21 protein-coding genes are annotated in these 20,071 nt (G+C 60.3%); 8 read left to right on the forward strand and 13 right to left on the reverse strand.

Features of this window, described 5'->3' with window-relative positions; all coding sequences use genetic code 11:
• Position 1 precedes the first annotated feature (1 nt).
• The 6 genes from G6R15_RS17905 to urtA form a co-directional block, all read right to left on the reverse strand.
• Entirely contained in the window at positions 2-1,528 is a 1,527-nt protein-coding gene (locus G6R15_RS17905; protein ID WP_164661352.1) for a benzoate-CoA ligase family protein, read from the reverse strand.
• A 304-nt stretch (positions 1,529-1,832) separates the two neighbouring features.
• Positions 1,833-2,528 (reverse strand): urea ABC transporter ATP-binding subunit UrtE, encoded by a 696-nt coding sequence (gene urtE / locus G6R15_RS17910; protein ID WP_164661353.1) that lies wholly within the window; start codon positions 2,526-2,528, stop codon positions 1,833-1,835.
• Between the two features lie 3 nt (positions 2,529-2,531).
• Entirely contained in the window at positions 2,532-3,272 is a 741-nt protein-coding gene (urtD, locus tag G6R15_RS17915) for an urea ABC transporter ATP-binding protein UrtD (RefSeq protein WP_164661354.1), read from the reverse strand.
• Positions 3,269-4,498 (reverse strand): urea ABC transporter permease subunit UrtC, encoded by a 1,230-nt coding sequence (gene urtC, locus G6R15_RS17920; RefSeq protein WP_164661355.1) that lies wholly within the window; start codon positions 4,496-4,498, stop codon positions 3,269-3,271. The genes urtD and urtC overlap by 4 nt, the downstream gene beginning before the upstream one ends.
• Before the next feature lie 3 nt (positions 4,499-4,501).
• The gene (gene urtB / locus G6R15_RS17925; protein WP_164661356.1) at positions 4,502-6,466 is read right to left on the reverse strand and encodes an urea ABC transporter permease subunit UrtB; all 1,965 of its coding nucleotides are present in this window, start codon (positions 6,464-6,466) and stop codon (positions 4,502-4,504) included.
• Positions 6,467-6,532: 66 nt separating this feature from the next.
• Positions 6,533-7,813 (reverse strand): urea ABC transporter substrate-binding protein, encoded by a 1,281-nt coding sequence (gene urtA / locus G6R15_RS17930; RefSeq protein WP_164661357.1) that lies wholly within the window; start codon positions 7,811-7,813, stop codon positions 6,533-6,535.
• Positions 7,814-8,207: 394 nt separating this feature from the next.
• On the opposite strand from urtA, the gene G6R15_RS17935 reads away from it, so the two are divergent.
• The 5 genes from G6R15_RS17935 to ureC are packed head-to-tail and all read left to right on the forward strand — an operon-like array spanning position 8,208 to position 11,530.
• Positions 8,208-9,038 carry an urease accessory protein UreD gene (locus tag G6R15_RS17935; protein ID WP_306432354.1) on the forward strand — a complete coding sequence of 277 codons (831 nt, stop codon included), beginning with the start codon at positions 8,208-8,210 and terminating at the stop codon, positions 9,036-9,038.
• A 1-nt stretch (position 9,039) separates the two neighbouring features.
• Complete coding sequence (locus G6R15_RS17940) at positions 9,040-9,342, forward strand: urease subunit gamma (RefSeq protein ID WP_164661358.1); 303 nt, start codon at positions 9,040-9,042, stop codon at positions 9,340-9,342.
• A 12-nt stretch (positions 9,343-9,354) separates the two neighbouring features.
• On the forward strand, positions 9,355-9,516 hold the full coding sequence (locus G6R15_RS17945; RefSeq protein ID WP_164661359.1) for a peptidase M23: 162 nt from the start codon (positions 9,355-9,357) through the stop codon (positions 9,514-9,516).
• On the forward strand, positions 9,513-9,818 hold the full coding sequence (locus tag G6R15_RS17950) for an urease subunit beta (protein WP_164661360.1): 306 nt from the start codon (positions 9,513-9,515) through the stop codon (positions 9,816-9,818). The genes G6R15_RS17945 and G6R15_RS17950 overlap by 4 nt, the downstream gene beginning before the upstream one ends.
• Positions 9,818-11,530: an urease subunit alpha gene (gene ureC, locus G6R15_RS17955; RefSeq protein ID WP_164661361.1), complete on the forward strand. Its 1,713-nt coding sequence runs from the start codon at positions 9,818-9,820 to the stop codon at positions 11,528-11,530. Before G6R15_RS17950 ends, ureC begins: the two co-directional genes overlap by 1 nt.
• A 20-nt stretch (positions 11,531-11,550) precedes the next feature.
• Here ureC and G6R15_RS17960 read toward each other — a convergent pair whose 3' ends face one another.
• Positions 11,551-11,880 (reverse strand): hypothetical protein, encoded by a 330-nt coding sequence (locus tag G6R15_RS17960; RefSeq protein WP_164661362.1) that lies wholly within the window; start codon positions 11,878-11,880, stop codon positions 11,551-11,553.
• Positions 11,881-11,910: 30 nt separating this feature from the next.
• Between G6R15_RS17960 and ureE the strand changes: the two genes are divergently transcribed.
• The 3 genes from ureE to ureG are packed head-to-tail and all read left to right on the forward strand — an operon-like array spanning position 11,911 to position 13,599.
• On the forward strand, positions 11,911-12,360 hold the full coding sequence (gene ureE, locus G6R15_RS17965) for an urease accessory protein UreE (protein WP_164661363.1): 450 nt from the start codon (positions 11,911-11,913) through the stop codon (positions 12,358-12,360).
• Positions 12,344-12,991 carry an urease accessory protein UreF gene (locus G6R15_RS17970; RefSeq protein WP_164661364.1) on the forward strand — a complete coding sequence of 216 codons (648 nt, stop codon included), beginning with the start codon at positions 12,344-12,346 and terminating at the stop codon, positions 12,989-12,991. Before ureE ends, G6R15_RS17970 begins: the two co-directional genes overlap by 17 nt.
• Complete coding sequence (gene ureG, locus G6R15_RS17975) at positions 12,988-13,599, forward strand: urease accessory protein UreG (protein ID WP_164661365.1); 612 nt, start codon at positions 12,988-12,990, stop codon at positions 13,597-13,599. The genes G6R15_RS17970 and ureG overlap by 4 nt, the downstream gene beginning before the upstream one ends.
• Here the strand turns inward: ureG and G6R15_RS17980 are convergent.
• The 6 genes from G6R15_RS17980 to G6R15_RS18005 all read right to left on the reverse strand — a co-directional run bounded on the left by G6R15_RS17980 (position 13,596) and on the right by G6R15_RS18005 (position 19,792).
• Positions 13,596-15,095: a TRAP transporter large permease gene (locus G6R15_RS17980; protein ID WP_164661366.1), complete on the reverse strand. Its 1,500-nt coding sequence runs from the start codon at positions 15,093-15,095 to the stop codon at positions 13,596-13,598. The two genes, ureG and G6R15_RS17980, sit on opposite strands and share 4 nt — an antisense overlap.
• Positions 15,092-15,676, reverse strand: coding sequence for a TRAP transporter small permease (locus tag G6R15_RS17985; RefSeq protein ID WP_164661367.1), 585 nt, complete (start codon positions 15,674-15,676; stop codon positions 15,092-15,094). Before G6R15_RS17985 ends, G6R15_RS17980 begins: the two co-directional genes overlap by 4 nt.
• Before the next feature lie 61 nt (positions 15,677-15,737).
• Positions 15,738-16,784 (reverse strand): TRAP transporter substrate-binding protein, encoded by a 1,047-nt coding sequence (locus tag G6R15_RS17990; protein WP_164661368.1) that lies wholly within the window; start codon positions 16,782-16,784, stop codon positions 15,738-15,740.
• An 81-nt stretch (positions 16,785-16,865) separates the two neighbouring features.
• On the reverse strand, positions 16,866-18,056 hold the full coding sequence (locus G6R15_RS17995; protein ID WP_164661369.1) for a 3-hydroxybenzoate 6-monooxygenase: 1,191 nt from the start codon (positions 18,054-18,056) through the stop codon (positions 16,866-16,868).
• 3 nt (positions 18,057-18,059) lie between these two features.
• Positions 18,060-18,758, reverse strand: coding sequence for a fumarylacetoacetate hydrolase family protein (locus G6R15_RS18000; protein WP_164661370.1), 699 nt, complete (start codon positions 18,756-18,758; stop codon positions 18,060-18,062).
• Entirely contained in the window at positions 18,755-19,792 is a 1,038-nt protein-coding gene (locus tag G6R15_RS18005; protein WP_164661371.1) for a cupin domain-containing protein, read from the reverse strand. Before G6R15_RS18005 ends, G6R15_RS18000 begins: the two co-directional genes overlap by 4 nt.
• Positions 19,793-20,071 lie beyond the last annotated feature (279 nt).

Consider the following 20,071-nt stretch of genomic DNA (forward strand, 5'->3'; position numbering starts at 1 on the left):
TTCACCCTTCACGCAGTTTGAAACGTTGGATCTTCCCTGTCGCGGTCTTGGGCAGGTCATCCACAAAGTCTATCCAGCGAGGGTATTTCCATTTGCCCACCTTGTCTTTGACAAATGCCTGCAACTCTTCGGTCAGATCATCATCTGTGCCCTGCTTCAGAACGATAAAGGCCTTGGGTTTTTCCAAATCCTGTTCGTCTCGCTTGGGCACGACAGCGGCCTCCAATACAGCGGGATGCGCGCTCAGCGCCTGCTCGACCTCGAATGGGGACACCCAGATGCCGGACACTTTGAACATGTCGTCGGTCCGCCCGCAGTACACATATCGCCCACTTTCGGTCAGCTCGTACTTGTCGCCGGTCCGGGTCCACTCCCCTTCAAACGTTGCCCGGCTTTTGTCGCGCTTGTTCCAATAGCCATCGGCGGCCGACGCGCCGCGCACCAACAACTCGCCCAATCCACCGACCGGGACGTCATTGCCATCCCCATCCACCAGGCGAACCTCATACCCCGGCACCGGGCGCCCGGACGTGCCATAAGCCACGTCATCCGGCACGTTCGATAGAAAGATGTGCAGCATCTCGGTCGATCCAACGCCGTCCAGGATGTCTGTCCCCCACAATCGACGCCAGGCGGTGCCGATATCTTCGGGCAGCGCTTCACCGGCCGAGATACAGCGGCGCAACATGGTGTCGGGAACATCGCTTTGCTCTAACAAGGCAACCGTGGCGGCATAAAGCGTGGGTACCCCGCAGAACACGGTGGGTTTTTCATCGCGCAGAATCTGCACAGTCATCTCTGGCGTGGGACGCCCGTTGAACAGAATGGTTTCGGCGCCCACGGACATCGGAAACGTCATGGCATTGCCCAGGCCATAGGCAAAGAACAGCTTTGCCGCGGAATAGACCACATCGTCGGGTTCGATCTGCAACACCTGCGCGCCATAGGTGTCGGCGGTGGCCTTGAGGCTGCTATGCACATGACGCACGCCCTTAGGCTGTCCGGTCGAGCCCGAAGAATAGAGCCAGAACGCAACATCATCCCCTGATGCCTCGACAGTGCTGGATGGGGCACAGTCGCCCACAAAATCCGCATAGCTGCTGGTGCCATCCGGCGCGTCACCGATGACCACGACGCAGTTCAGGTGGTCCGACGCCCTGGCAACGGGTTCCACCACCGCCCACAGCTCTTGACTGACAAACAAAACGGTCGCGCGGCTGTCGTTCAGGATCGCCTCGTAAACGGGTGCGGCCAACAATGTGTTAAGCGGCACCGGAACGACGCCGGCCTTCATGCAACCCCAAAAAATCTGAGGAAACTCGATCTGATCCAGCACCAGCATGACCGCCCGCGCCTCGCGCGCAATGCCGGCGCGGGTCAACGCGGTCGCCACAACACCGACGCCTTCGGCCAAGGCACCATAGGTCAGGGACCGTTTTTCCCCGGTCACCTCGCGAAAGGCCGGCCTGTCACCGCGCCCTTCATTGACATGACGATCCACAAAATACTGTGCTGCGTTTCCGCTCATCCACCCCTCCCCGACGTGATTGGCAGGCGCAACGCGCGAGCGGCTCCTCCGATCCAACTTGCGCGTCTCTCCCCTGCTGCGTCATAATGCACTTGGGAACAGTATATGCAAGATAATGCTCATCACGAAAGTGAGAATTTGCACTTTATCGCATAATTTGCTGCGGCAGGTTCAGATTGGGCAGCTCTGGGTCAAGGGAGAATCGCCAAAATCTAGACATGTGCGCGGTCTGTGACCACGCGCAGTTCAGGGCAGCCCCCTGTCGACAAAAGCCAATTGAACGGTTGCGGAGACGGGTGTCGACTCAGACCGACACCAGCCCTAACAGATCATCACGCGGGAATTCGTCCTTTGCCCCTTGGCGCACCACCTCGCCCCGGCGCAGCGCCACGAACCGATCCCCCAGCCCGTAGGCAAAGTCGAAATATTGCTCGACCAACACGATAGCCATTTGACCCTGTTCGCGCAGATGGCGGATGACCTCTCCGATCTGGGCGATGATGTTGGGCTGAATGCCTTCGGTTGGTTCATCCAACAGCAACAACTTAGGTTGGGTGATCAAAGCACGCGCAATCGCCAATTGCTGCTGTTGCCCGCCCGACAGGTCCCCTCCACGCCGATGCACCATTTTCTTGAGCACCGGGAACAGATCATAAATCTCATCCGGCACCACATGCGCTTCGGCGGGCAGGCAAGCAAATCCCGTTTCCAGGTTCTCGCGCACCGTCAGCAGCGGAAAAATCTCACGCCCCTGCGGGACATAGGCGACGCCTTTTCTGGCCAGCAGATGCGCAGGCATTCCCCCGATCTGATCCCCATCCAGAGCGACCGTGCCGCCCGACCGGGGATGCGTACCCGAGATCGCCTTGAGCAGGCTGGTCTTGCCTACGCCGTTCGTGCCCATCACGCAGGTGACCTCTCCGACAGCGGCCTGCATAGAGATCCCGTTCAGGATTTGTGAATGCCCATAGTGAAGCGTCAGGTTGTCCAGTTTCAGCATATTCTATCGCCCCAGATACACGTCGATGACGTCTTGGTTTGCGGTCACGTGGTCCAGGCTGCCCTCGGCCAGAACCGCCCCCTCGTGCAGCACGGTAACCTTGCAGTTCAGGCGGCGCACAAATTCCATGTCGTGTTCGACCACCACAACCGCCCGTGTTTGGGCCGCACGGACCAGGATGTCGGTGGTGTGCTCGCGTTCTGTCGGCGTCATGCCAGCCGCCGGTTCATCCACCAACAGCAGGCGAGGCTCCTGCGCCAGCAGCATCCCGATCTCCAGCCACTGCTTTTGCCCATGGCTCAGTTCACCGGACTTGCGCGACAGCGCCTCAACCAAGCCAATCTCAGCCGCCAACTCCTCAACCCGAGCCAGATCCGAAGCGACAGGCCGATACCCAAGAACAGACAGCCAGCTGCGCGGTTTCTTCAGCGCCATCAGCAGGTTTTCCTGCACTGTCTGATCTTCGAACACGGTGGGTTTCTGGAACTTGCGCCCGATGCCAGCCTGCGCAATGCGTGCCTCGCTCATCTTGAGCAGGGATTGCGATTTGTCGCCCCACAGAACACGGCCTTCATCTGGTCGGGTCTTGCCGGTCACAATATCCATGAACGTTGTCTTGCCTGCCCCGTTGGGTCCGATCACAGCGCGCAGCTCAGCCTCGCCAATGCGAAATGACAGGTTGTTGATCGCCCGGAACCCGTCAAACGTGACTGAGACACCAGAAACTTCAAGTAGTGTGCTCATCGGCCCGCCTCCTGTTCGCGCAAGGCGCCGTCATCGGGCCCCAGATCCGCACCGTGGCGATCCGGGCTGCGTCGCGCGGTGATCAGATCAAACAGCCCGCCGATGCCCTTAGGCGCAAAGAGCGTGACAAGAACAAAGGACACTCCCAGCAGCACCAACCACCAATCAACCCATTTGATCGTATAGAATCCCAACGGGATATCAGGCGCCTGCCCGCCGGTGAACCAAGTCGACAACAACGACACAAACGCCGCGCCAATCACCGCGCCATACAAACGCCCCCGTCCCCCAATCGCGACCCAGACCGCCAGATAGATCGAGGCGATCGGCGCGACCTCGGCCGGATTGATAATCCCCGCCTGTGGGTAATAAAGCGCCCCTGCGATGGCCGCGATACAGGCGGTCAGGGTAAAGACCGCCAGTTTGTATGATTCGACCGAATAGCCCAGGAACCGCACACGCGCCTCGTTGTCACGAATGCCCCGAATGACCGAGCCGAACTTGCCCCACACCAGCCACGCCGCCAGCACATAGCCCGCGCCAAGTGCCGCAGCGGATGCCCAAAGGAACCACAGAGACACCTGATCCTGCGAGGCAGTTACGCCGGGCAGGTTCTGCAGCCCCGACAAGCCGTTGTTGCCGCGCAAGCCGCTGTCGTTCTGAAACAGATAGAGCGCCAGCGCCAATGTCATCGCCTGCGTCAGGATCGACAGATAAACGCCCGTCACGCGCGAGCGAAACGCCAACCAGCCAAAGACCAACGCCAGCAGTCCCGGCACCAACACCACCAACGCCAGTTGCAACACCAGACTATCGGCAAAGACCCAGATCAGCGGGAATTCGGACGCGCCAACAACCCCGAAAATCTGGTTGCCGATGGCATCCGTCACCTCGGCGGCCGTGGGTGGAATATCGGATTGCGACAACGACTCGACCACAATCAACCGCGTCCGCTCGTACATCAGCCACATGCCGATCATGTAGCCGCCCAAGCCAAAGAACGCGAAATGACCGAGTGACAGAATGCCCACAAACCCCCAGATCAGATCCATCGCCACCGCAATCAGGCACAGACACAGGGTCTTGCCCAAGGTCTTGACGAAACTCGTGGAAACAACCCCGATACCGAACCCTTCGGACAGGATGGTCACGACCAGAGTGAACACGGCCAAGCAGGCCAGAAAGATCAAAACAGACGGGTTTTTGGCAACAAAAGAACGGTTCACGGCTCAATCCCCCGCGGCCCGACCTTTGAGGGCGATGATCCCCCGCGGTCGGAATTGAATAAAGATGATGATGAAGACGATCATATAGGTCTGCGCCGCCAGCGTGTTCGACGGGTTCATCCACTCGATCCCCTTTTGCAGGAAGCCGATCATCGCAGCCCCCGCCAGCGTGCCCCAGATGTTGCCGACGCCGCCCACAACCACTGTCATAAAGCTTTGGACGATGTAATCGCTGCCCAGTTCGGACGTGACCTTGGCAAACAGACCAATCGCCACCCCCGCAATCCCGGCAATGCCCGAACCCAGGCCGAACGTCAGCATGTTCACCTTGTCCGGGTTGATCCCCATCGACGCCGCCATCTTTGGGTTCTGCGTCACCGCGCGGGTTTCCAACCCCAACCGCGTGCGTTTCATGATGTACAGAAACAGCGTCAGAAAGATCAGCGCCAGCACAAAGATCGCAATGCGGATATAGCTGATCGACACAACGTCGTTTAGAACCCAAGCACCATCCAACCACCCCGGCGCCGTCAGCGGACGCGCCTGCGTGCCAAAGATGTTCTTGGCCAATTGCTGCAACGCAATCGAAATGCCAAAGGTCGCCAGCAACGTCTCTAGCGGACGCGCATATAGCCAGCGGATCACCAGCCGCTCCATCGCGACACCAGCGGCGAAGGTCACGGCGAAAGCCAGAGGGATCGCCACGATGATCGACACGGTGTGATCGGGAATGACCTGTTGCACGACGTAACCTGTGTAGGCGCCCATCATGATGAATTCGCCATGGGCCATGTTGATGACCCCCATCACCCCAAACGTGATCGCCAACCCAATGGCAGCCAGAAAATAGATCGACGCCAGCGACAGTGCATCCAGCGTCAGGTCAAGCGTTTGGTTCAGCCCGACCTTGAGCGAAATCTCGTCCAGCGCCTGTGACGCCGCTTTTGTCACGGTCGGCGAAGGATCAGCGTAGAGGTCAAAGAATACATGAGCCGCAAGGATATCGTCGATCTGCTGATCTCTGATCCGCGCAAGCACAAGACCCGAGGCCGCCAGAGCGTCATAAGCCACCAGCCGCGCGTCCGGGTCGCTCAGTTGAGCCACAGGAACGCCACCAACGCGACCGCCGCTGATGTTATCGTTCAGAGCGTTCCGTATTTCGCCCGCTGTCGGTGGCGCCAAGGCCAGCCCCACGGCAACCAGCAGAGCATAGGAGTCTTGCCGCGAAAACCCATCCTGTCCCGGACTCAGTTGGGCTGCGATGTTCGCCCCCTCGGGCAATTCCTTGGCCGCGTTGCGCGTGGTCACGACCAGCGGATTAAGCGCAGCTCGCACATCCACGCCCAGATCGCCAGACATAGCGCCAATCGCTGCCAACCGCGCCGCCTCATCAGCGTCAAACCGGATGGTCAACAAGCGTTCCAAGCGCTCTTTCGTTGCTTTCAGTTCAGCATCAGGCTCCCCCGCAATCGACGCGCGCAGCGGTTCCAGATGCGCCGCATCCGGGTCGCGCGCGATCGAGGTCAGCGCATCGTGCCGCTTGCCAGCGTCCGCGGCATTCAACTGAAACCGCACCAAGGCCGTCGCAATCAACGCCCGCACGCCACTGTTGGGCTTCAACTGCTTCAACTCGGATTTCGGAAACACCCCAACGGCCCCACCGCTGTCAAAGTCAAACAGACGATAGGTCTTGCCTTCGACCTTTTCCCCCCGAAAAAACAGCCCATCTGATTTGCGCAGCCACATGTCCTTGGCCACCCAGGCCTCCAGCACGTCCTTCGCCTGCACCACACCACTGGCCGCAATGGCATCAATCGCAGGGCCGATGGTCTTGCGCGAGCTTTTGGTGATTGTGTCCTTGTGCGCCTGCAACACAGGCTGAATGCCGTCAGCTTGTGCAGCGGCCATGCCTGCCGCCAGCACCTGCGCCAACAGTAAGCCAATCGCTAATGCGAATAGTCGTTTCATCAAAATCTTCCGGGGTTTGAGGGTGAAGAGAGGCGGAGGAGTAGCCTCTCTTCACTTGTTCAGAGCTTAGTAATTGGACAGCGTCTGAACACAGCTGCTGGTCTCGGTGTTGTACATACCGCATCCCAGTTCTTTCCAGTCAGACACCAGCACAGCCGATTCCGGCAGATAGTCGGTCCAGGCATCGCCTGGCACCTCTGCGGTCTGGCTGATGATGTCGAACTGGCCGTCATCCTGAATTTCGCCGATCAGAACCGGCTTGGCCAGGTGGTGATTGGGCAGCATCACAGCAGTACCACCGGTCAAGTTCGGGAACTCTTGCCCGTACATCGCAGACCGCACTGAATCGACTTCGGTCGAACCGGCTTCGGTCGCCGCGTTCACCCACATGTTGAAACCGATGAAATGCGCCTCCATCGGATCGTTGGTCACACGCTCTTCGCCCATGGTCGCTTTCCAGGTTTCAACAAACTCGGCGTTGACCTCGGAATCGGCTGACTGAAAATAATTCCACGCTGCCAAATGACCGACCAGATTGGCGGTATCCAGACCCGACAGTTCCTCTTCGCCAACCGAGAAAGCAACAACCGGAATGTCATCCGCTGAAATGCCAGCCGCCGCCAGTTCCTTGTAGAAACCGATGTTGGCGTCGCCGTTGATGGTCGAGATCACGCCAACCTTTTTGCCATCCGCGCCCAAAGCGACGACGTCAGCCACGATCTTGGACCAATCAGAATGACCAAAGGGCGTGTAGTTCACAAAGATGTCCGAGTCCGCGATATCTTTTTGCTTTAGATAGCTTTCGAGGATGTTGTTGGTCGTGCGCGGATAGACATAGTCCGTGCCGAGCAAGGCGAATTTCTCAACCCCCAGTTCCTCCAGAAAATAGTCGGTGGCCGGAATGGCCTGTTGGTTGGGCGCGGCACCGGTGTAGAACACGTTTTTCGAGCTTTCTTCGCCCTCATACTGCACCGGATAGAACAGCAACCCGTTCAGTTCTTCGATCACCGGCAGAACCGACTTGCGGCTGACGGATGTCCAGTTGCCAAAGATCACGTCGACCTCATGCACGCTCAGCAATTCACGCGCTTTTTCTGCGAACAGGGGCCAGTCTGATGCAGGATCAACCACAACCGCTTCAAGCTGTTTGCCTAGCAGACCGCCCTTTTCGTTCTGCTGGTCGATCAGCATCAACATGGTGTCTTTCAACGTGGTTTCCGAAATCGCCATGGTGCCCGACAGCGAATGCAGGACACCCACCTTGATGGTGTCCTCGGCAGCAAAGGCGGCGCTGGCCAGGGCGGCAAAAACGGCAGAACCGGCGAGTGTGTTCTTGAGAATGTTCATAAGTCCCTCCTGCGGGACATCCGGCCACGGGCTTGCGCAAGGGCGCCAGTTTCCGTTACCTGATCCCGCAACTACGTGTTGCAATCCGTGTGGCGGCCGGTCGAGGTCCAATTCGTATGGTCGCCACACACCTGCGATGTTTCAGACATCTCGTCCCCAGCAGGTGCCTTAGTGGTTCTGCATCGCAGCAAGAATGGCAAACCCGCTGTCCAATCTCGGGCGCAACCTCTGCCATCTGCCCAGAAATTGGGCGATCATTTCCGCACTTGCCTAGAAATTGATCGCAAGCGCCGGTAATTCCCGCCAGACCTGCAAAATAAAATGGCCATCAGACAGATTCGAGGGCGATGTCTGGGCAACCACTTTGCATTGCACAGGCCACGCCATCTCTCGCTTGGACGACATAACACCTCAATCCGCCACTGCGGTTCAGCCCCGTGCCAAGGGACGTGTGCACCTAAGCGTCAAGCCGCGCGGGCCACGGACCGTGCTGGACCGATTCCGTCAGTCGGGGTCGTTGAAATGTCTTTACCCGCGCGGACATAGTACCGAGTTGCAGGCAGTTCTGGTCAATACGGCCGGCGGCGTGACCGGTGGCGACCGGTTTGAGACCAACGCTCACGCAGCCTCCGGCACACATCTGACCTTGACCACGCAGGCTTGCGAACGTGCTTATCGCGCGCAGCCTGATCAGAGCGGCCAGATCCGAACCCGGCTGAGCGTCAGCGACGGCGCACGCCTGAACTGGCTGCCGCAAGAGACGATCCTTTTCAATGGCTGTGCCCTGGACCGCCGACTGTCCGTGGACCTGACGCATGGCGCTGAACTGCTGCTGGTTGAACCCCTGATCTTTGGTCGCGAGGCGATGGGAGAGGTGTTGCTTACCGCTCAATTGAATGACCGCATCGACATCCGCCGCGCAGGCCTGCCGCTCTATTTAGACGCGCTGCATTTGGACGGCGACGTACAGGCGCTGATGCAACGGCGCTTTGTCGGAGGCGACGCCCGCGCCGTGGCCAACGTGGTGTTTGTGTCGCACCGTGCCGAAGCCCAACTAGATCCTGTACGTGAGATGCTGCCCGACACCGCAGGTGCCAGCCTGCTGCGCCCCGACGTGCTGGTCCTGCGCTTGTTGGCCCCAGATGGCTTTGACCTGCGCCGTACCCTGATCCCGATCCTGACCCGCTTGAACGGGCACCCTTTGCCAAGATGCTGGACGATATGACATGAACCTGACCCCCCGAGAAAAAGACAAGTTGCTGGTCGCCATGGCCGCCGAGGTTGCCCGCAAGCGCCTGGCGCGCGGCGTGTTGCTCAACCACCCCGAAGCCATCGCGCTGATCACCGATTCTGTCGTCGAAGGCGCCCGTGACGGACGCTCGGTCGCCGACATGATGGAGGCGGGCGCGCAGGTCATCACCGTCGAACAGTGTATGCCCGGCGTGCCTGACATGATCCACGAGGTGCAGGTCGAAGCCACCTTTCCCGACGGCACCAAACTGGTGACCGTCCACAACCCCATTCGCTGAAGGAGACCGCAGATGAAAACCCTGTTCACCGCCCTGACCACCCTGACCGCAGCCCCCGCCCTGGCCCACGGCAGCGCGCATGTTCACCCCCACGGATCCGAAGCCTGGCTGGCCCTGGCCCTGATCTCGGTTATGGGAACTCTGGCTTACCTGCTCCACCGGTCGCGCAAATGATCCCCGGCGAGCTGCTGCCAGCCGAGGGCGAGCTGACGTTGAACGCCAACCAGCCCGTCACCATCCTGATGGTCGCCAACACCGGCGACCGGCCCGTTCAAGTGGGCAGCCACTACCACTTTGCCGAAGCCAACCCGGCGCTTGAGTTTCACCGCGACGCCGCTCGCGGCAAACGCCTGGACATCGCCGCAGGCACCGCCGTGCGGTTCGAACCGGGCCAACGGCGCGAGGTCCAGTTGATCCCCATCGGAGGGGCTCGGCGCGTATTCGGTTTCAACCAACAGGTTATGGGAGATCTCTGATGCCCGCCACCATCACCCGATCCGATTTTGCCGCCATGTTTGGCCCCACCACTGGTGACCGGCTGCGGCTGGCGGACACCGATCTGATCATCGAGGTAGAATGCGACCTGACCGGGCCGTATGGCGAAGAGGTCAAGTTCGGTGGCGGCAAGGTGATCCGCGATGGCATGGGACAGGCCCAGACCACGCGGGCCGAAGGCGCTGTTGACACGGTGATCACCAACGCGCTGATCGTGGATCACACCGGCATCTTCAAGGCCGACGTGGGCCTGAAGGACGGGCGCATCGCCAAGATCGGCAAGGCGGGCAACCCTGACACCCAACCCGGTGTCGATATAATCGTCGGTCCGGGGACCGAGGCCATCGCAGGCGAGGGGCGTATCCTGACCGCAGGCGGATTCGACAGCCATATCCATTTCATCTGTCCACAACAGATCGAGGAGGCGCTCCATTCCGGCCTCACCACCATGCTGGGCGGTGGCACCGGGCCAGCCCATGGGACACTGGCCACCACTTGCACCCCCGGTGCCTGGCATCTGTCCCGCATGTTGCAGGCCGCCGACGCGTTCCCCATGAACCTCGCGTTTGCGGGCAAGGGCAACGCATCCCTCCCCGCCGCGCTGGAAGAGCAAGTCCTCGCCGGGGCCTGCGCCCTGAAGCTGCACGAGGATTGGGGCACCACCCCTGCCGCTATCGACTGCTGCCTGTCGGTGGCCGACGCCATGGACGTGCAGGTGATGATCCACACCGATACGCTCAACGAGAGCGGCTTTGTCGAAAACACCGTCGCCGCCATCAAGGGCCGCACGATCCACGCCTTCCACACCGAAGGCGCAGGCGGTGGCCACGCCCCCGACATCATCAAGATCTGCGGCGACGCCAATGTCCTGCCCTCATCCACCAACCCCACCCGTCCCTTCACCGTCAATACCGTTGACGAGCACCTCGACATGCTGATGGTCTGCCACCACCTGGACAAATCCATCCCCGAGGATGTGGCATTCGCCGAAAGCCGCATTCGGCGCGAAACCATCGCCGCCGAAGACATCCTGCACGACATGGGTGCCTTCAGTATCATCGCTTCTGACAGCCAGGCCATGGGCCGCGTGGGCGAGGTGCTGATCCGCACCTGGCAGACCGCCGACAAGATGAAGAAACAACGCGGGCGCTTGGCCGAAGAGACCGGAGAGAACGACAACTTCCGCGTCCGCCGCTACATCGCAAAGTACACCATCAACCCTGCCGTCGCCCATGGGCTGAGCCACGAGATTGGCTCTATCGAGGAAGGCAAACGCGCCGATCTGGTGCTGTGGAACCCGGCGTTCTTTGGTGTGAAGCCGGAAATGGTCCTGCTGGGTGGAACCATTGCCATGGCACAGATGGGCGATCCCAACGCCTCGATCCCGACGCCGCAGCCGGTTTATTCCCGACCCATGTTCGGGGCCTATGGGCGCTCGGTCGAACACTCGGCTGTGACCTTTGTCAGTGCCGCTGCGCAGGACGCCGGGATCCGCAATCAACTGGGGCTGGCGAAGCAAACGCTCGCGGTCAGCAACACGCGCACCATCGGCAAGACAGACCTGTCTCTGAACAACGCGCTACCCCAAATCGAAGTGAACCCCGAAACGTATGAAGTACGCGCTGACGGCGAGTTGCTGACCTGCGCCCCGGCCGAAGTTCTGCCCATGGCACAACGCTATTTCATGTTCTGATGTCACCCCGGAAACCACAGTCAAAAAGGCTCGAACACATCGAACTCCTCCTGCGCTTCAACCGCTTCGGTCACAACCGTCTCTGTCTGGGTGATCTTCCAGTATTGGGGGTCGTTCAAGACATCCAGCGGCAGCTTGTCGCGCAGCAAGGTTCTGCGGGTCTGGGACTTGACCAAAATCGTGAACTGCTGCCCCGCCACCAACCCATTCGCCCGCGCCGCAAGCGCCTTTGCTCGCAACGCGTCAACCCGCGCCCTGAGCACCTTCATCTCGGCGCGCAGCTGACCCAACTCATCCGCAATGCGGGGAAGATCATTAACCAAAGCTATGCCGCCACGTTGACCGCGCATGGATAACAAACCGTAAAGAGAAGCACACAAATGCAACTCCCTTCCAGCCAGCACACCCGCAAATATGTCTATGGTTCAACACCTTCCGGCACCGTCACGCTCAGCTATGATGACCGTTTTCTGCGCCGCAAGGTGCTGACCACGGACCAAAACGACAGCTTTCTGGTCGACTTAGCGCACACGACATCGCTTGACCACGGCGACGCGTTCGAACTGATCGACGGCCGCTTGATCTGCGTAGTTGCCGCGCCCGAAGACCTGCTGGAAGTGACCGGAGACACTCTGCCGCGCATCGCCTGGCACATCGGCAACCGCCACACCCCATGTCAGGTTGAAGACACCCGTCTGTTGATCCAGCGCGATCATGTGATCCGCGACATGCTGGACAAGATCGGCGCGACAGTGCGCGAGGTGGTGGAACCCTTTACACCCGAAGGCGGGGCATACGGGCACGGACGCACCCATGGCCACGCCCACTGATATCTTGACGCTCGGCCAATGGTTTTCGCCTGCCTTCCCGGTCGGGGCGTTCGCCTATTCCCACGGGCTGGAACGGTCGATTGATCAGGGACAAGTGCGGACGGCGGACGATGTGCAGGATTGGCTGGACACGGTTCTGCACCACGGTTCGGTGTGGAACGATACGGTTCTGCTGGCCTCTGCCTATCGGGCAGAAACCCCGGAAGAGCTGATCATGATTGACGCCACCTGCCGGGCGCTGGCCGCCTCGCGCGAGCGGCTGATGGAAAGCGACCTGCAGGGCAGCGCCTTTTGCGCCGCTGTCAGGGACGTCTGGCCCGTGGACCTCTCTGACCTGACCTATCCCGTGGCTGTTGGACGCGCCGCGCGGCTGATGGATTTGCCGCTGGAACTCACGGCGCAGATGTATGTGCAGGCCTTCGTCAGCAACCTCGCCGCCGCCGCCGTGCGATTGGTGCCGCTGGGTCAAACCGACGGGCAACGCATTGTCAAACACTTGACCCCCGCCTGCCGCGACATCGCCGCCAAGGCGGTACAGGCAGACGCCGACGACCTGCGCGCCTGCAGCTATGTGACCGACATCGCGGCGATGAACCACGAAACGCAATATTCAAGGATCTTCAGAACATGAGCAGAATGAATGGCCCCCTGCGCGTCGGCATCGGCGGACCCGTGGGCGCGGGCAAAACCACCCTGACCGCCCGTCTGGCCGAGGCGCTGCGCGACAAACACTCGATCGGCGTGATCACCAATGACATCTACACGCAAGAGGATGCCGAGGCCCTGATGCGCCTGCAAATCCTGCCGCAAGATCGGATAATCGGCGTCGAAACCGGCGGCTGCCCGCACACTGCCATTCGCGAAGATGCCTCGATCAACTTGGCTGCCGTGGCGCAGATGCAGGACCGGCACCCGGACATCGAGGTCGTGCTGATCGAAAGCGGTGGTGACAACTTATCGGCCACGTTCAGCCCGGAACTGGCGGATGTGACGCTCTACGTCATCGACGTAGCCGCCGGCGAGGAAATCCCTCGCAAAGGCGGCCCGGCGATCACCCGTTCGGACATCCTGATCATCAACAAAACCGACCTGGCCCCGCATGTCGGCGCAAGGCTTGAGGTGATGGACCGCGACGCCACAAAGATGCGCCAAGGGCGGCCATTTGTCTTCTCGGCCCTGCGCCACAAACAGGGCGTGCCCGAGATCGTCGAGCTGCTCAGCCAAGTTGGCGGGCTCTAAAGCGCCAGCAGAAACAGGGTGATGGACGGGAACGCCACCAGAATGACCACCCGGATGATGTCTGATCCAACGAAGAACATCACCGCCTTATAGGTCTCGACCATTGGGGTCTTGCGGTCCATCGCGTTGATGATGAACAGGTTCATCCCCACCGGCGGCGTGATCAGTCCAACCTCGACCACGATCAGCACCAGGATGCCGAACCAGATCGCCACATGCTCGGCCTCCATCCGGTTGGCCATGCCCTTGGTCACCCGAATGCCCAGCTCCTTCATCTCGGCGCGGGTCAGCTCGGTGCCGTTGGCAATCGCGTCTTTGATCGACGCCAGCGTTTCCGCCGCCATCCCCTCAGGCACGCCAAGTGCCAGCACCTCGCGCGCGGCATCGGCTTGCAGGGCGGCCAGATTGACCAGATCGAAATCCATCGCGGAAATCACGGGAAAGAAGATCGGGATCGTCAGCAGGATCATCGACAGGCTGTCCATCAGGCACCCAAAGACCAGGTAGAAGCACAGAATCAGTGCCAGAACCATCCACGGACTCAGGCCTTGGCTGACCACAAAGTTCGACAGCTCTTGCGGCACCTGTGTCAGCGCCAGAAAGCCGTTGTAGAACCCCGCCCCCAGCACGATGAAAAAGATCATTGCGGTAGATCGCGCGGTGACGGTGAAACTTTCGACCAGCGAACCGCGCGTCAGCCCCCCGTTGAAAAACGCGATGACAGCCGTTCCAAAGGCACCAACAGCCGCCCCTTCGGTTGGTGTGAACCACCCCAGATAGATACCACCCACCACCAGACCAAAGACCAGCAACACGGGCCACACCTGAACAAGCGCCGCAAAACGTTCAGAATACGGCACCGCAGGCCGGGTGCCGGCACTTTCAGGGTAAAGCCGCACATAGACCGAGATCGCGATGACATAGCCCAGCGCCGCCATAATGCCGGGGATGAAGGCTGCCAGAAACAGCTTGGCAATGTTCTGCTCGGTCAGGATCGCATAGATCACCAACACCACAGACGGCGGGATCAGGATGCCCAGCGTGCCCCCTGCCGCCAAGGTCGCGGTCGAAAATCCGCCCGCGTACCCGTACTGCTTCAACTCGGGCAAGGCCACACGCCCCATCGTCGCCGCCGTCGCCAACGACGACCCGCAGATTGCGCCAAAGCCAGCACAGGCCCCGATGGAGGCCATCGCCACACCGCCCTTGCGGTGGCCCAGCCAACCCTCAGCCGCCTTGAAAAGTGCATTCGACATACCGCCCAGCGTTGCGAAATGCCCCATCAGCAGGAACATCGGCACGATCGTCAGCGAATAGCTGGAAAAGGTCGTGTAGGTTTCGTTCTTCAGCCGCGCGAACGCCACCTGCGTGCCGTCGGTGACCCAGATCAGGCCCACCAGCCCGACCAGAAACATCGCCAACCCAATCGGCACCCGCAGGAAAATCAGCACCATCAGGGCAGGAAAGGATGCAATCCCAATCTCAAGCGAACTCAATGGCTTGCCTCCATCCCGTCGTGGATCACGATCCGGCCCGTCAGGAACTCAAATATCCGAACACCCGCCATGTAAATCCCCACGACCGCCGCCGCCAAGGACGCCACAAAGCTCAACCCATACGCCCACCAGATCGGGAATTGCAGCAGGAATGTCGTCTCGCCGTATTGCCGCTTGCTCAACATCCCATCGCCCAGCTTCCACGCGATCAGCACCAGCACCCCGGCAAAGGCGATCTCGATCACCATCCGCAGTAACCGGTTCACCGCCTTGGGAAAGTTGTTCGCCAGAATATCGACCGAGGCGTGTCCGGCCGTAATCTGACACAGCGGCATGAAACAGAAGATGGCAAAAGCAACGCCCGCCTCGACCAGCTCGAAATCGCCATTCACCGGGCCAATGCCAATCGCGATCGCCCAATCGGCAAAACCGGGCGCCAGTCCTTGCATGAAATCGCCATGGAAAAAGCCGTTCAGCAAACGGCCCAGGATAGAAGCACAGGTCAACAGGATCAGCGCGCTCAGGACAATCCCGCCGACAATGGCCAGCGTGCGGGCCAATCCCATCATCAGCTTGTGCATCGGTTGTTCGTCTTTCTTGAAATGGCAACCGTGGCGGCAACACCGCCACGGTCAATTGTACTTACTGCGAGTACTTTTCGATCAGCATCTGCGCTTCTTCGATCAGCGCCTTGCCGTCCTTACCCTTGGAATCCATGTCAGCGATCCATTCGTCATAAATCGGCATGGCCAGCGCCTGCCATTCGGCGGTCTGGTCGGCATCCAGCGTGATGATGTTGTTGCCCAGATCCTCGGCAATCACACGCGACGGACCATCGGCATCCGCCATGGTGCCACCGGCAAAGACCGAGAATTCGAGGCCCGAGTTGTCGTCGATCACCTTTTTCAAGTCATCCGGCAGGCTTTCATACTTCTCTTTGTTCATCGCCAGCACAAAGGTCAGCGTATACAGCGCCTTGCCGGTGAACTCGGTGTGATTTTCCACCAGTTCCGGCACTTTCAGGGCCGCAGTCACCTCCCAAGGGATGGTGGTGCCGTCGATCACGCCTTTGCTCAGACCTTCGGGTACCGCAGGCACCGGCATACCAACCGGCGTCGCGCCCAGCTTGGTCAGCAGCGAGTTGACCGAACGCGAACCGCCCCGGATCTTCATACCCTGCAAGTCATCCGGGCTTTCCACCGGATCAGCCGTATGAATCAGGCCGGGACCATGCACCCAGGTGCCCAGAATATGCACATCCTTGAACTCGGTGTCCTTCATGTGCTTTTCGAACATTTCCCAATACGCCCGGCTCATCGCGCGCGCATCGGTCATCATAAACGGCAGCTCGAACACTTCGGTCGATGGGAAACGGCCCGGAGTGTACCCCACAACCGTCCAGATGATGTCGGCCACGCCGTCAATCGCCTGATCCATCAGCTCTGGCGGCTTGCCACCCAGCTGCATTGACGGATAGCGCTCGACCTTGATCCGGCCACCCGAATCCTTTTCGACATTGTCCGCCCAGACATCCAGAACCAGCTTTGGCACGTTGGCCTGTGCTGGCAGAAACTGGTGCAGTTTCAGCGTAACCTCTTGCGCCAACGCCGAAGTTGCGCCGAATCCGGTGGCCATGGCCGCCACTGCCGCGCCGCCGATCAACCCCATTAGGGTTCTGCGATAAGTCATGATTTCCTCCCTTTGATCCCTCTTTGAGGCAATATAATGCAAATCTGAACCGTCAATGCAATATATTGCTACAGTCTTTGGTCACGACGCCGCGCTCTCCAACCCGGTGCCGCCGTAAAGCCATTCGATCTCCGCGAACCAATCCTGCGGTGTCTTTGCCCGCATGATGGCGTTTCTCAATTCCGCATGGGCCCCCGCGGGGTGATAAATGTGCTCTCCGATCTCCCGAGACTGCAACTGAACGCGCGCTGTACGCAAGCGCCGTTTCTGCTGATAGGCGCACAAGGCCTGTTCCAGATCATCATGGGTGGCCACCATGTCCGACAGGCAAACCGCGTCTTCCATCGCCATACAGGCGCCTTGGGCAAAATATTGCAGCATCGGATGGGCCGCATCCCCCAGCAAGGCCACACGCCCCTCGACCCAGTCCATCACCGGGTCCCGATCACACAGCACCCACAGTTTCCAATCCTGCCCTTGTTCGATCACCTGCTGCGCCAAGGGGTGCACATGCTCAAACCCGCGCCGCACCTCTTCGACCGGAACGGGCTTGCCCGCCACCGGCTCGGGCGCGTGGTTGTGATAGGTCACGACCAGATTGAAATTCTGCCCGCCCGACAGCGGATAATGCACCACATGGCACTTGGGTCCCGCCCACAGCGTCGCCGCATTCCATCGCAGCGCCTCGGGCATCTGATCCACCGGAATGACCGAGCGATAGGTCGTGTGCCCCGACACCCGAGGTGGGCCATCGTCCAGCATCTGCTTGCGCACCTTCGACCACAGCCCATCCGCACCAATAAGCGCCGCGCCCTCAACGCGCGCGCCATCGCTGAGCACCGCATAAACACTGTCGCCGTCCTGCGCATACCCCTGAACCGCCGCTTCGGTCCTAAGCTCAATCAGCGGGTTCGCCTCACACGCGCCTAAAAACACCCCATGCATCTCACCCCGATGCACCACGGCATAAGGGTTTCCCATATGCACGCGAAACGCGTCGCCCAACGGAATACGCGTGATCTCCTCACCGCTCAGCGCATCCATCAAACGCAGGTTGTCGATGTACACGGCCATCGACCGCGCCGCATCACCGACACCCAGATAGTCAAAAGCATGAAACGCATTAGGGCCCAGTTGAATTCCGGCCCCGATCTCACCAAACTGGGCGGCCTTCTCCAGAACCAACACCCTCCGCCCGCGCTGGGCCAGGCCCAGCGCTGCAGCAAGACCGCCAATCCCGCCACCAGCGATCAGGATGCGGTCTTGGCTCATGGCTTACTCCGCCTCACTCAGCGTCAGGGCAATCGGGTCCAGCCCGTCGATGCCACCTTCGATCACATCTCCCGCCACGACCGGACCAACCCCGGCAGGCGTTCCGGTCATGATCAGATCGCCGGGCCGCAGGTGATAGAACCCCGACAGATGACAGATGATCTCATCAATCTTCCAGATCAGCTCAGCCAGAGTCGCATCCTGCTTGAACTCGCCATTCACCGACAGATGAATGCGCTTGCCTTCATCCGCAGCCCAATCCGCAAACTTCGTCAGCGGCGCAAAAACGGCCGCCTGCTCAACATCCTTGCCCAGATCCCAAGGCCGCTGCTTGTTCCGCTCGCGGATCTGCAAATCCCGCCGCGTCATGTCCAACGCACAGCCATAGGCATAAACCGCATCCCACGCCTGACCCGCATCCGCCCGAAACACCGGCTTGCCAATCGCCAAAGCCAATTCCATCTCATAATGGAAATTCTCGGTGCCCGGAGGGTAGGGCACCGTCGCCCCCGTCAACACCGCATTCGCGGCGGACTTGGTGAAATAAAACGGTGCCTCGCGATCCACCTCATGCCCCATCTCGGCGGCATGCGCGGCATAATTCCGGCCGACGCAGAAAATCCGCCCGATCGGATAAGTGGCACTCTCTCCATTCACCGGAATGCCGGGGGTCTGGGGCAGGGAAAACAGGCTGTCGCTCATCGCGCGCGCTCCTCATAATAGCCAAGCTTGTCCTGTAGCGGACGGTCATGAATGCGGATCACAAAGGCCTCGCTCTCCGCCTGATGAGAGATAGCGGCAAAGACCGGCGCCGTGAACGTATCCTTTGGCCCCCATTCGATCACTTGCCCGTCAACCTCTGTCCACCCGCGCCCCTTGATCACATGAAACGCACAAGAGGACGACCGCAGCGGAGGCCTCTGAGACTGCCCCGCACCAAACATCATCGCCGTGAACCCAAGGGTCGGCAGAATATCCTCTCCCGTCTCGGGGTTGATGTAATCCAGCTCGGCGATCTCATCCCCACCGTATGCTGCCATCTGACGCAACGCCGCCTCGGTCCCGGTCCAGGGGTAACGCAACATCGGAAAGCGGCGGGCGCGGTGACCTGGCCTCCGGGTAGGAGCGAGACCCGCCGCCTTGTACTCAACCTCGCTGGCATCGGGCCGGTTGCGTTGGGGCTGCAACTCACCCTCAACCGCATAAGACCCTTCAAGCTGGACGAACACCGGCAGGTCCAAGGCATCCAGCCAGACCACCGGCCCCTCACCGTCGTGCCCATGATCATGCCACTCGCCGGATGGCGTCAGAACCAGATCGCCCTCCTCCATCGGCAGGCGCTCGCTGTCGACCACCGAATACCCGCCCGACCCCTCGACAATGATCCGCACCGCCGACGGCGTATGCCGGTGTGCAGGCGCGCTTTCACCCGGCAACAGCAGCTGCATCCCCAAATAGATCGAGGCCGTCGCCTGCATCGCCCCGGTCCCACGCCCTGGATCAGACATCACCAGCACCCGGCGCTCGGCCTTTTCCACCGGCGTCAACTCCCCCGCCTTTAGCAACAGAGGCCGCAAAGCAGCATAGCTCCAATACCCCGCCCGCGTCACCGGCTGTGGCGCGCCGTGCGGCAGCACATTGCGCATCATCGGCCACAAAGGGGCCACCCCCGCCTGCGCCAACTCATCGCGATATGCCTGTGGTAAATCCTCCAACTCGGCCAACGGTTCGGACATGTCGTTCTCCTCTCACGCGCACCATGATGCACACTTATCACAAGAAAACGCGTCAAAAATGACCCGGATCAGCGAAAATTCTCCATCCGGCAGAGCCCGCAGCCAAGCTTCCACTGGCCGGTTCTTGCCAACAACTCCAGATTGCATAGGCATGAACTCGCTCACTTTCATAATCCGGACCCAGAGAGCTCTTTTCGGTATTGCGCTGACCCCAACTCAAAGTCCAACTGCTCAAGGAAACATGATAGAGTTGGAAAACCTGAACACACGCGGATCAGA

The sequence above is a fragment of the Tropicibacter sp. Alg240-R139 genome, from assembly GCF_900537075.1.
In the GTDB taxonomy this organism is placed as follows: Bacteria; Pseudomonadota; Alphaproteobacteria; order Rhodobacterales; family Rhodobacteraceae; genus Falsiruegeria.

Excerpts from the sequence above, each read along its gene's own strand:
- G6R15_RS17905 (WP_164661352.1), bottom strand. The coding sequence starts at position 1,528 with ATGAGCGGAAACGCAGCACAGTATTTTGTGGATCGTCATGTCAATGAA.
- urtE (WP_164661353.1), bottom strand. The coding sequence starts at position 2,528 with ATGCTGAAACTGGACAACCTGACGCTTCACTATGGGCATTCACAAATC.
- urtD (WP_164661354.1), bottom strand. The coding sequence starts at position 3,272 with ATGAGCACACTACTTGAAGTTTCTGGTGTCTCAGTCACGTTTGACGGG.
- urtB (WP_164661356.1), bottom strand. The coding sequence starts at position 6,466 with ATGAAACGACTATTCGCATTAGCGATTGGCTTACTGTTGGCGCAGGTG.
- urtA (WP_164661357.1), bottom strand. The coding sequence starts at position 7,813 with ATGAACATTCTCAAGAACACACTCGCCGGTTCTGCCGTTTTTGCCGCC.
- G6R15_RS17940 (WP_164661358.1), top strand. The coding sequence starts at position 9,040 with ATGAACCTGACCCCCCGAGAAAAAGACAAGTTGCTGGTCGCCATGGCC.
- G6R15_RS17945 (WP_164661359.1), top strand. The coding sequence starts at position 9,355 with ATGAAAACCCTGTTCACCGCCCTGACCACCCTGACCGCAGCCCCCGCC.
- G6R15_RS17950 (WP_164661360.1), top strand. The coding sequence starts at position 9,513 with ATGATCCCCGGCGAGCTGCTGCCAGCCGAGGGCGAGCTGACGTTGAAC.
- ureC (WP_164661361.1), top strand. The coding sequence starts at position 9,818 with ATGCCCGCCACCATCACCCGATCCGATTTTGCCGCCATGTTTGGCCCC.
- G6R15_RS17960 (WP_164661362.1), bottom strand. The coding sequence starts at position 11,880 with ATGCGCGGTCAACGTGGCGGCATAGCTTTGGTTAATGATCTTCCCCGC.
- ureE (WP_164661363.1), top strand. The coding sequence starts at position 11,911 with ATGCAACTCCCTTCCAGCCAGCACACCCGCAAATATGTCTATGGTTCA.
- G6R15_RS17970 (WP_164661364.1), top strand. The coding sequence starts at position 12,344 with ATGGCCACGCCCACTGATATCTTGACGCTCGGCCAATGGTTTTCGCCT.
- ureG (WP_164661365.1), top strand. The coding sequence starts at position 12,988 with ATGAGCAGAATGAATGGCCCCCTGCGCGTCGGCATCGGCGGACCCGTG.
- G6R15_RS17985 (WP_164661367.1), bottom strand. The coding sequence starts at position 15,676 with ATGCACAAGCTGATGATGGGATTGGCCCGCACGCTGGCCATTGTCGGC.
- G6R15_RS17990 (WP_164661368.1), bottom strand. The coding sequence starts at position 16,784 with ATGACTTATCGCAGAACCCTAATGGGGTTGATCGGCGGCGCGGCAGTG.
- G6R15_RS17995 (WP_164661369.1), bottom strand. The coding sequence starts at position 18,056 with ATGAGCCAAGACCGCATCCTGATCGCTGGTGGCGGGATTGGCGGTCTT.
- G6R15_RS18000 (WP_164661370.1), bottom strand. The coding sequence starts at position 18,758 with ATGAGCGACAGCCTGTTTTCCCTGCCCCAGACCCCCGGCATTCCGGTG.
- G6R15_RS18005 (WP_164661371.1), bottom strand. The coding sequence starts at position 19,792 with ATGTCCGAACCGTTGGCCGAGTTGGAGGATTTACCACAGGCATATCGC.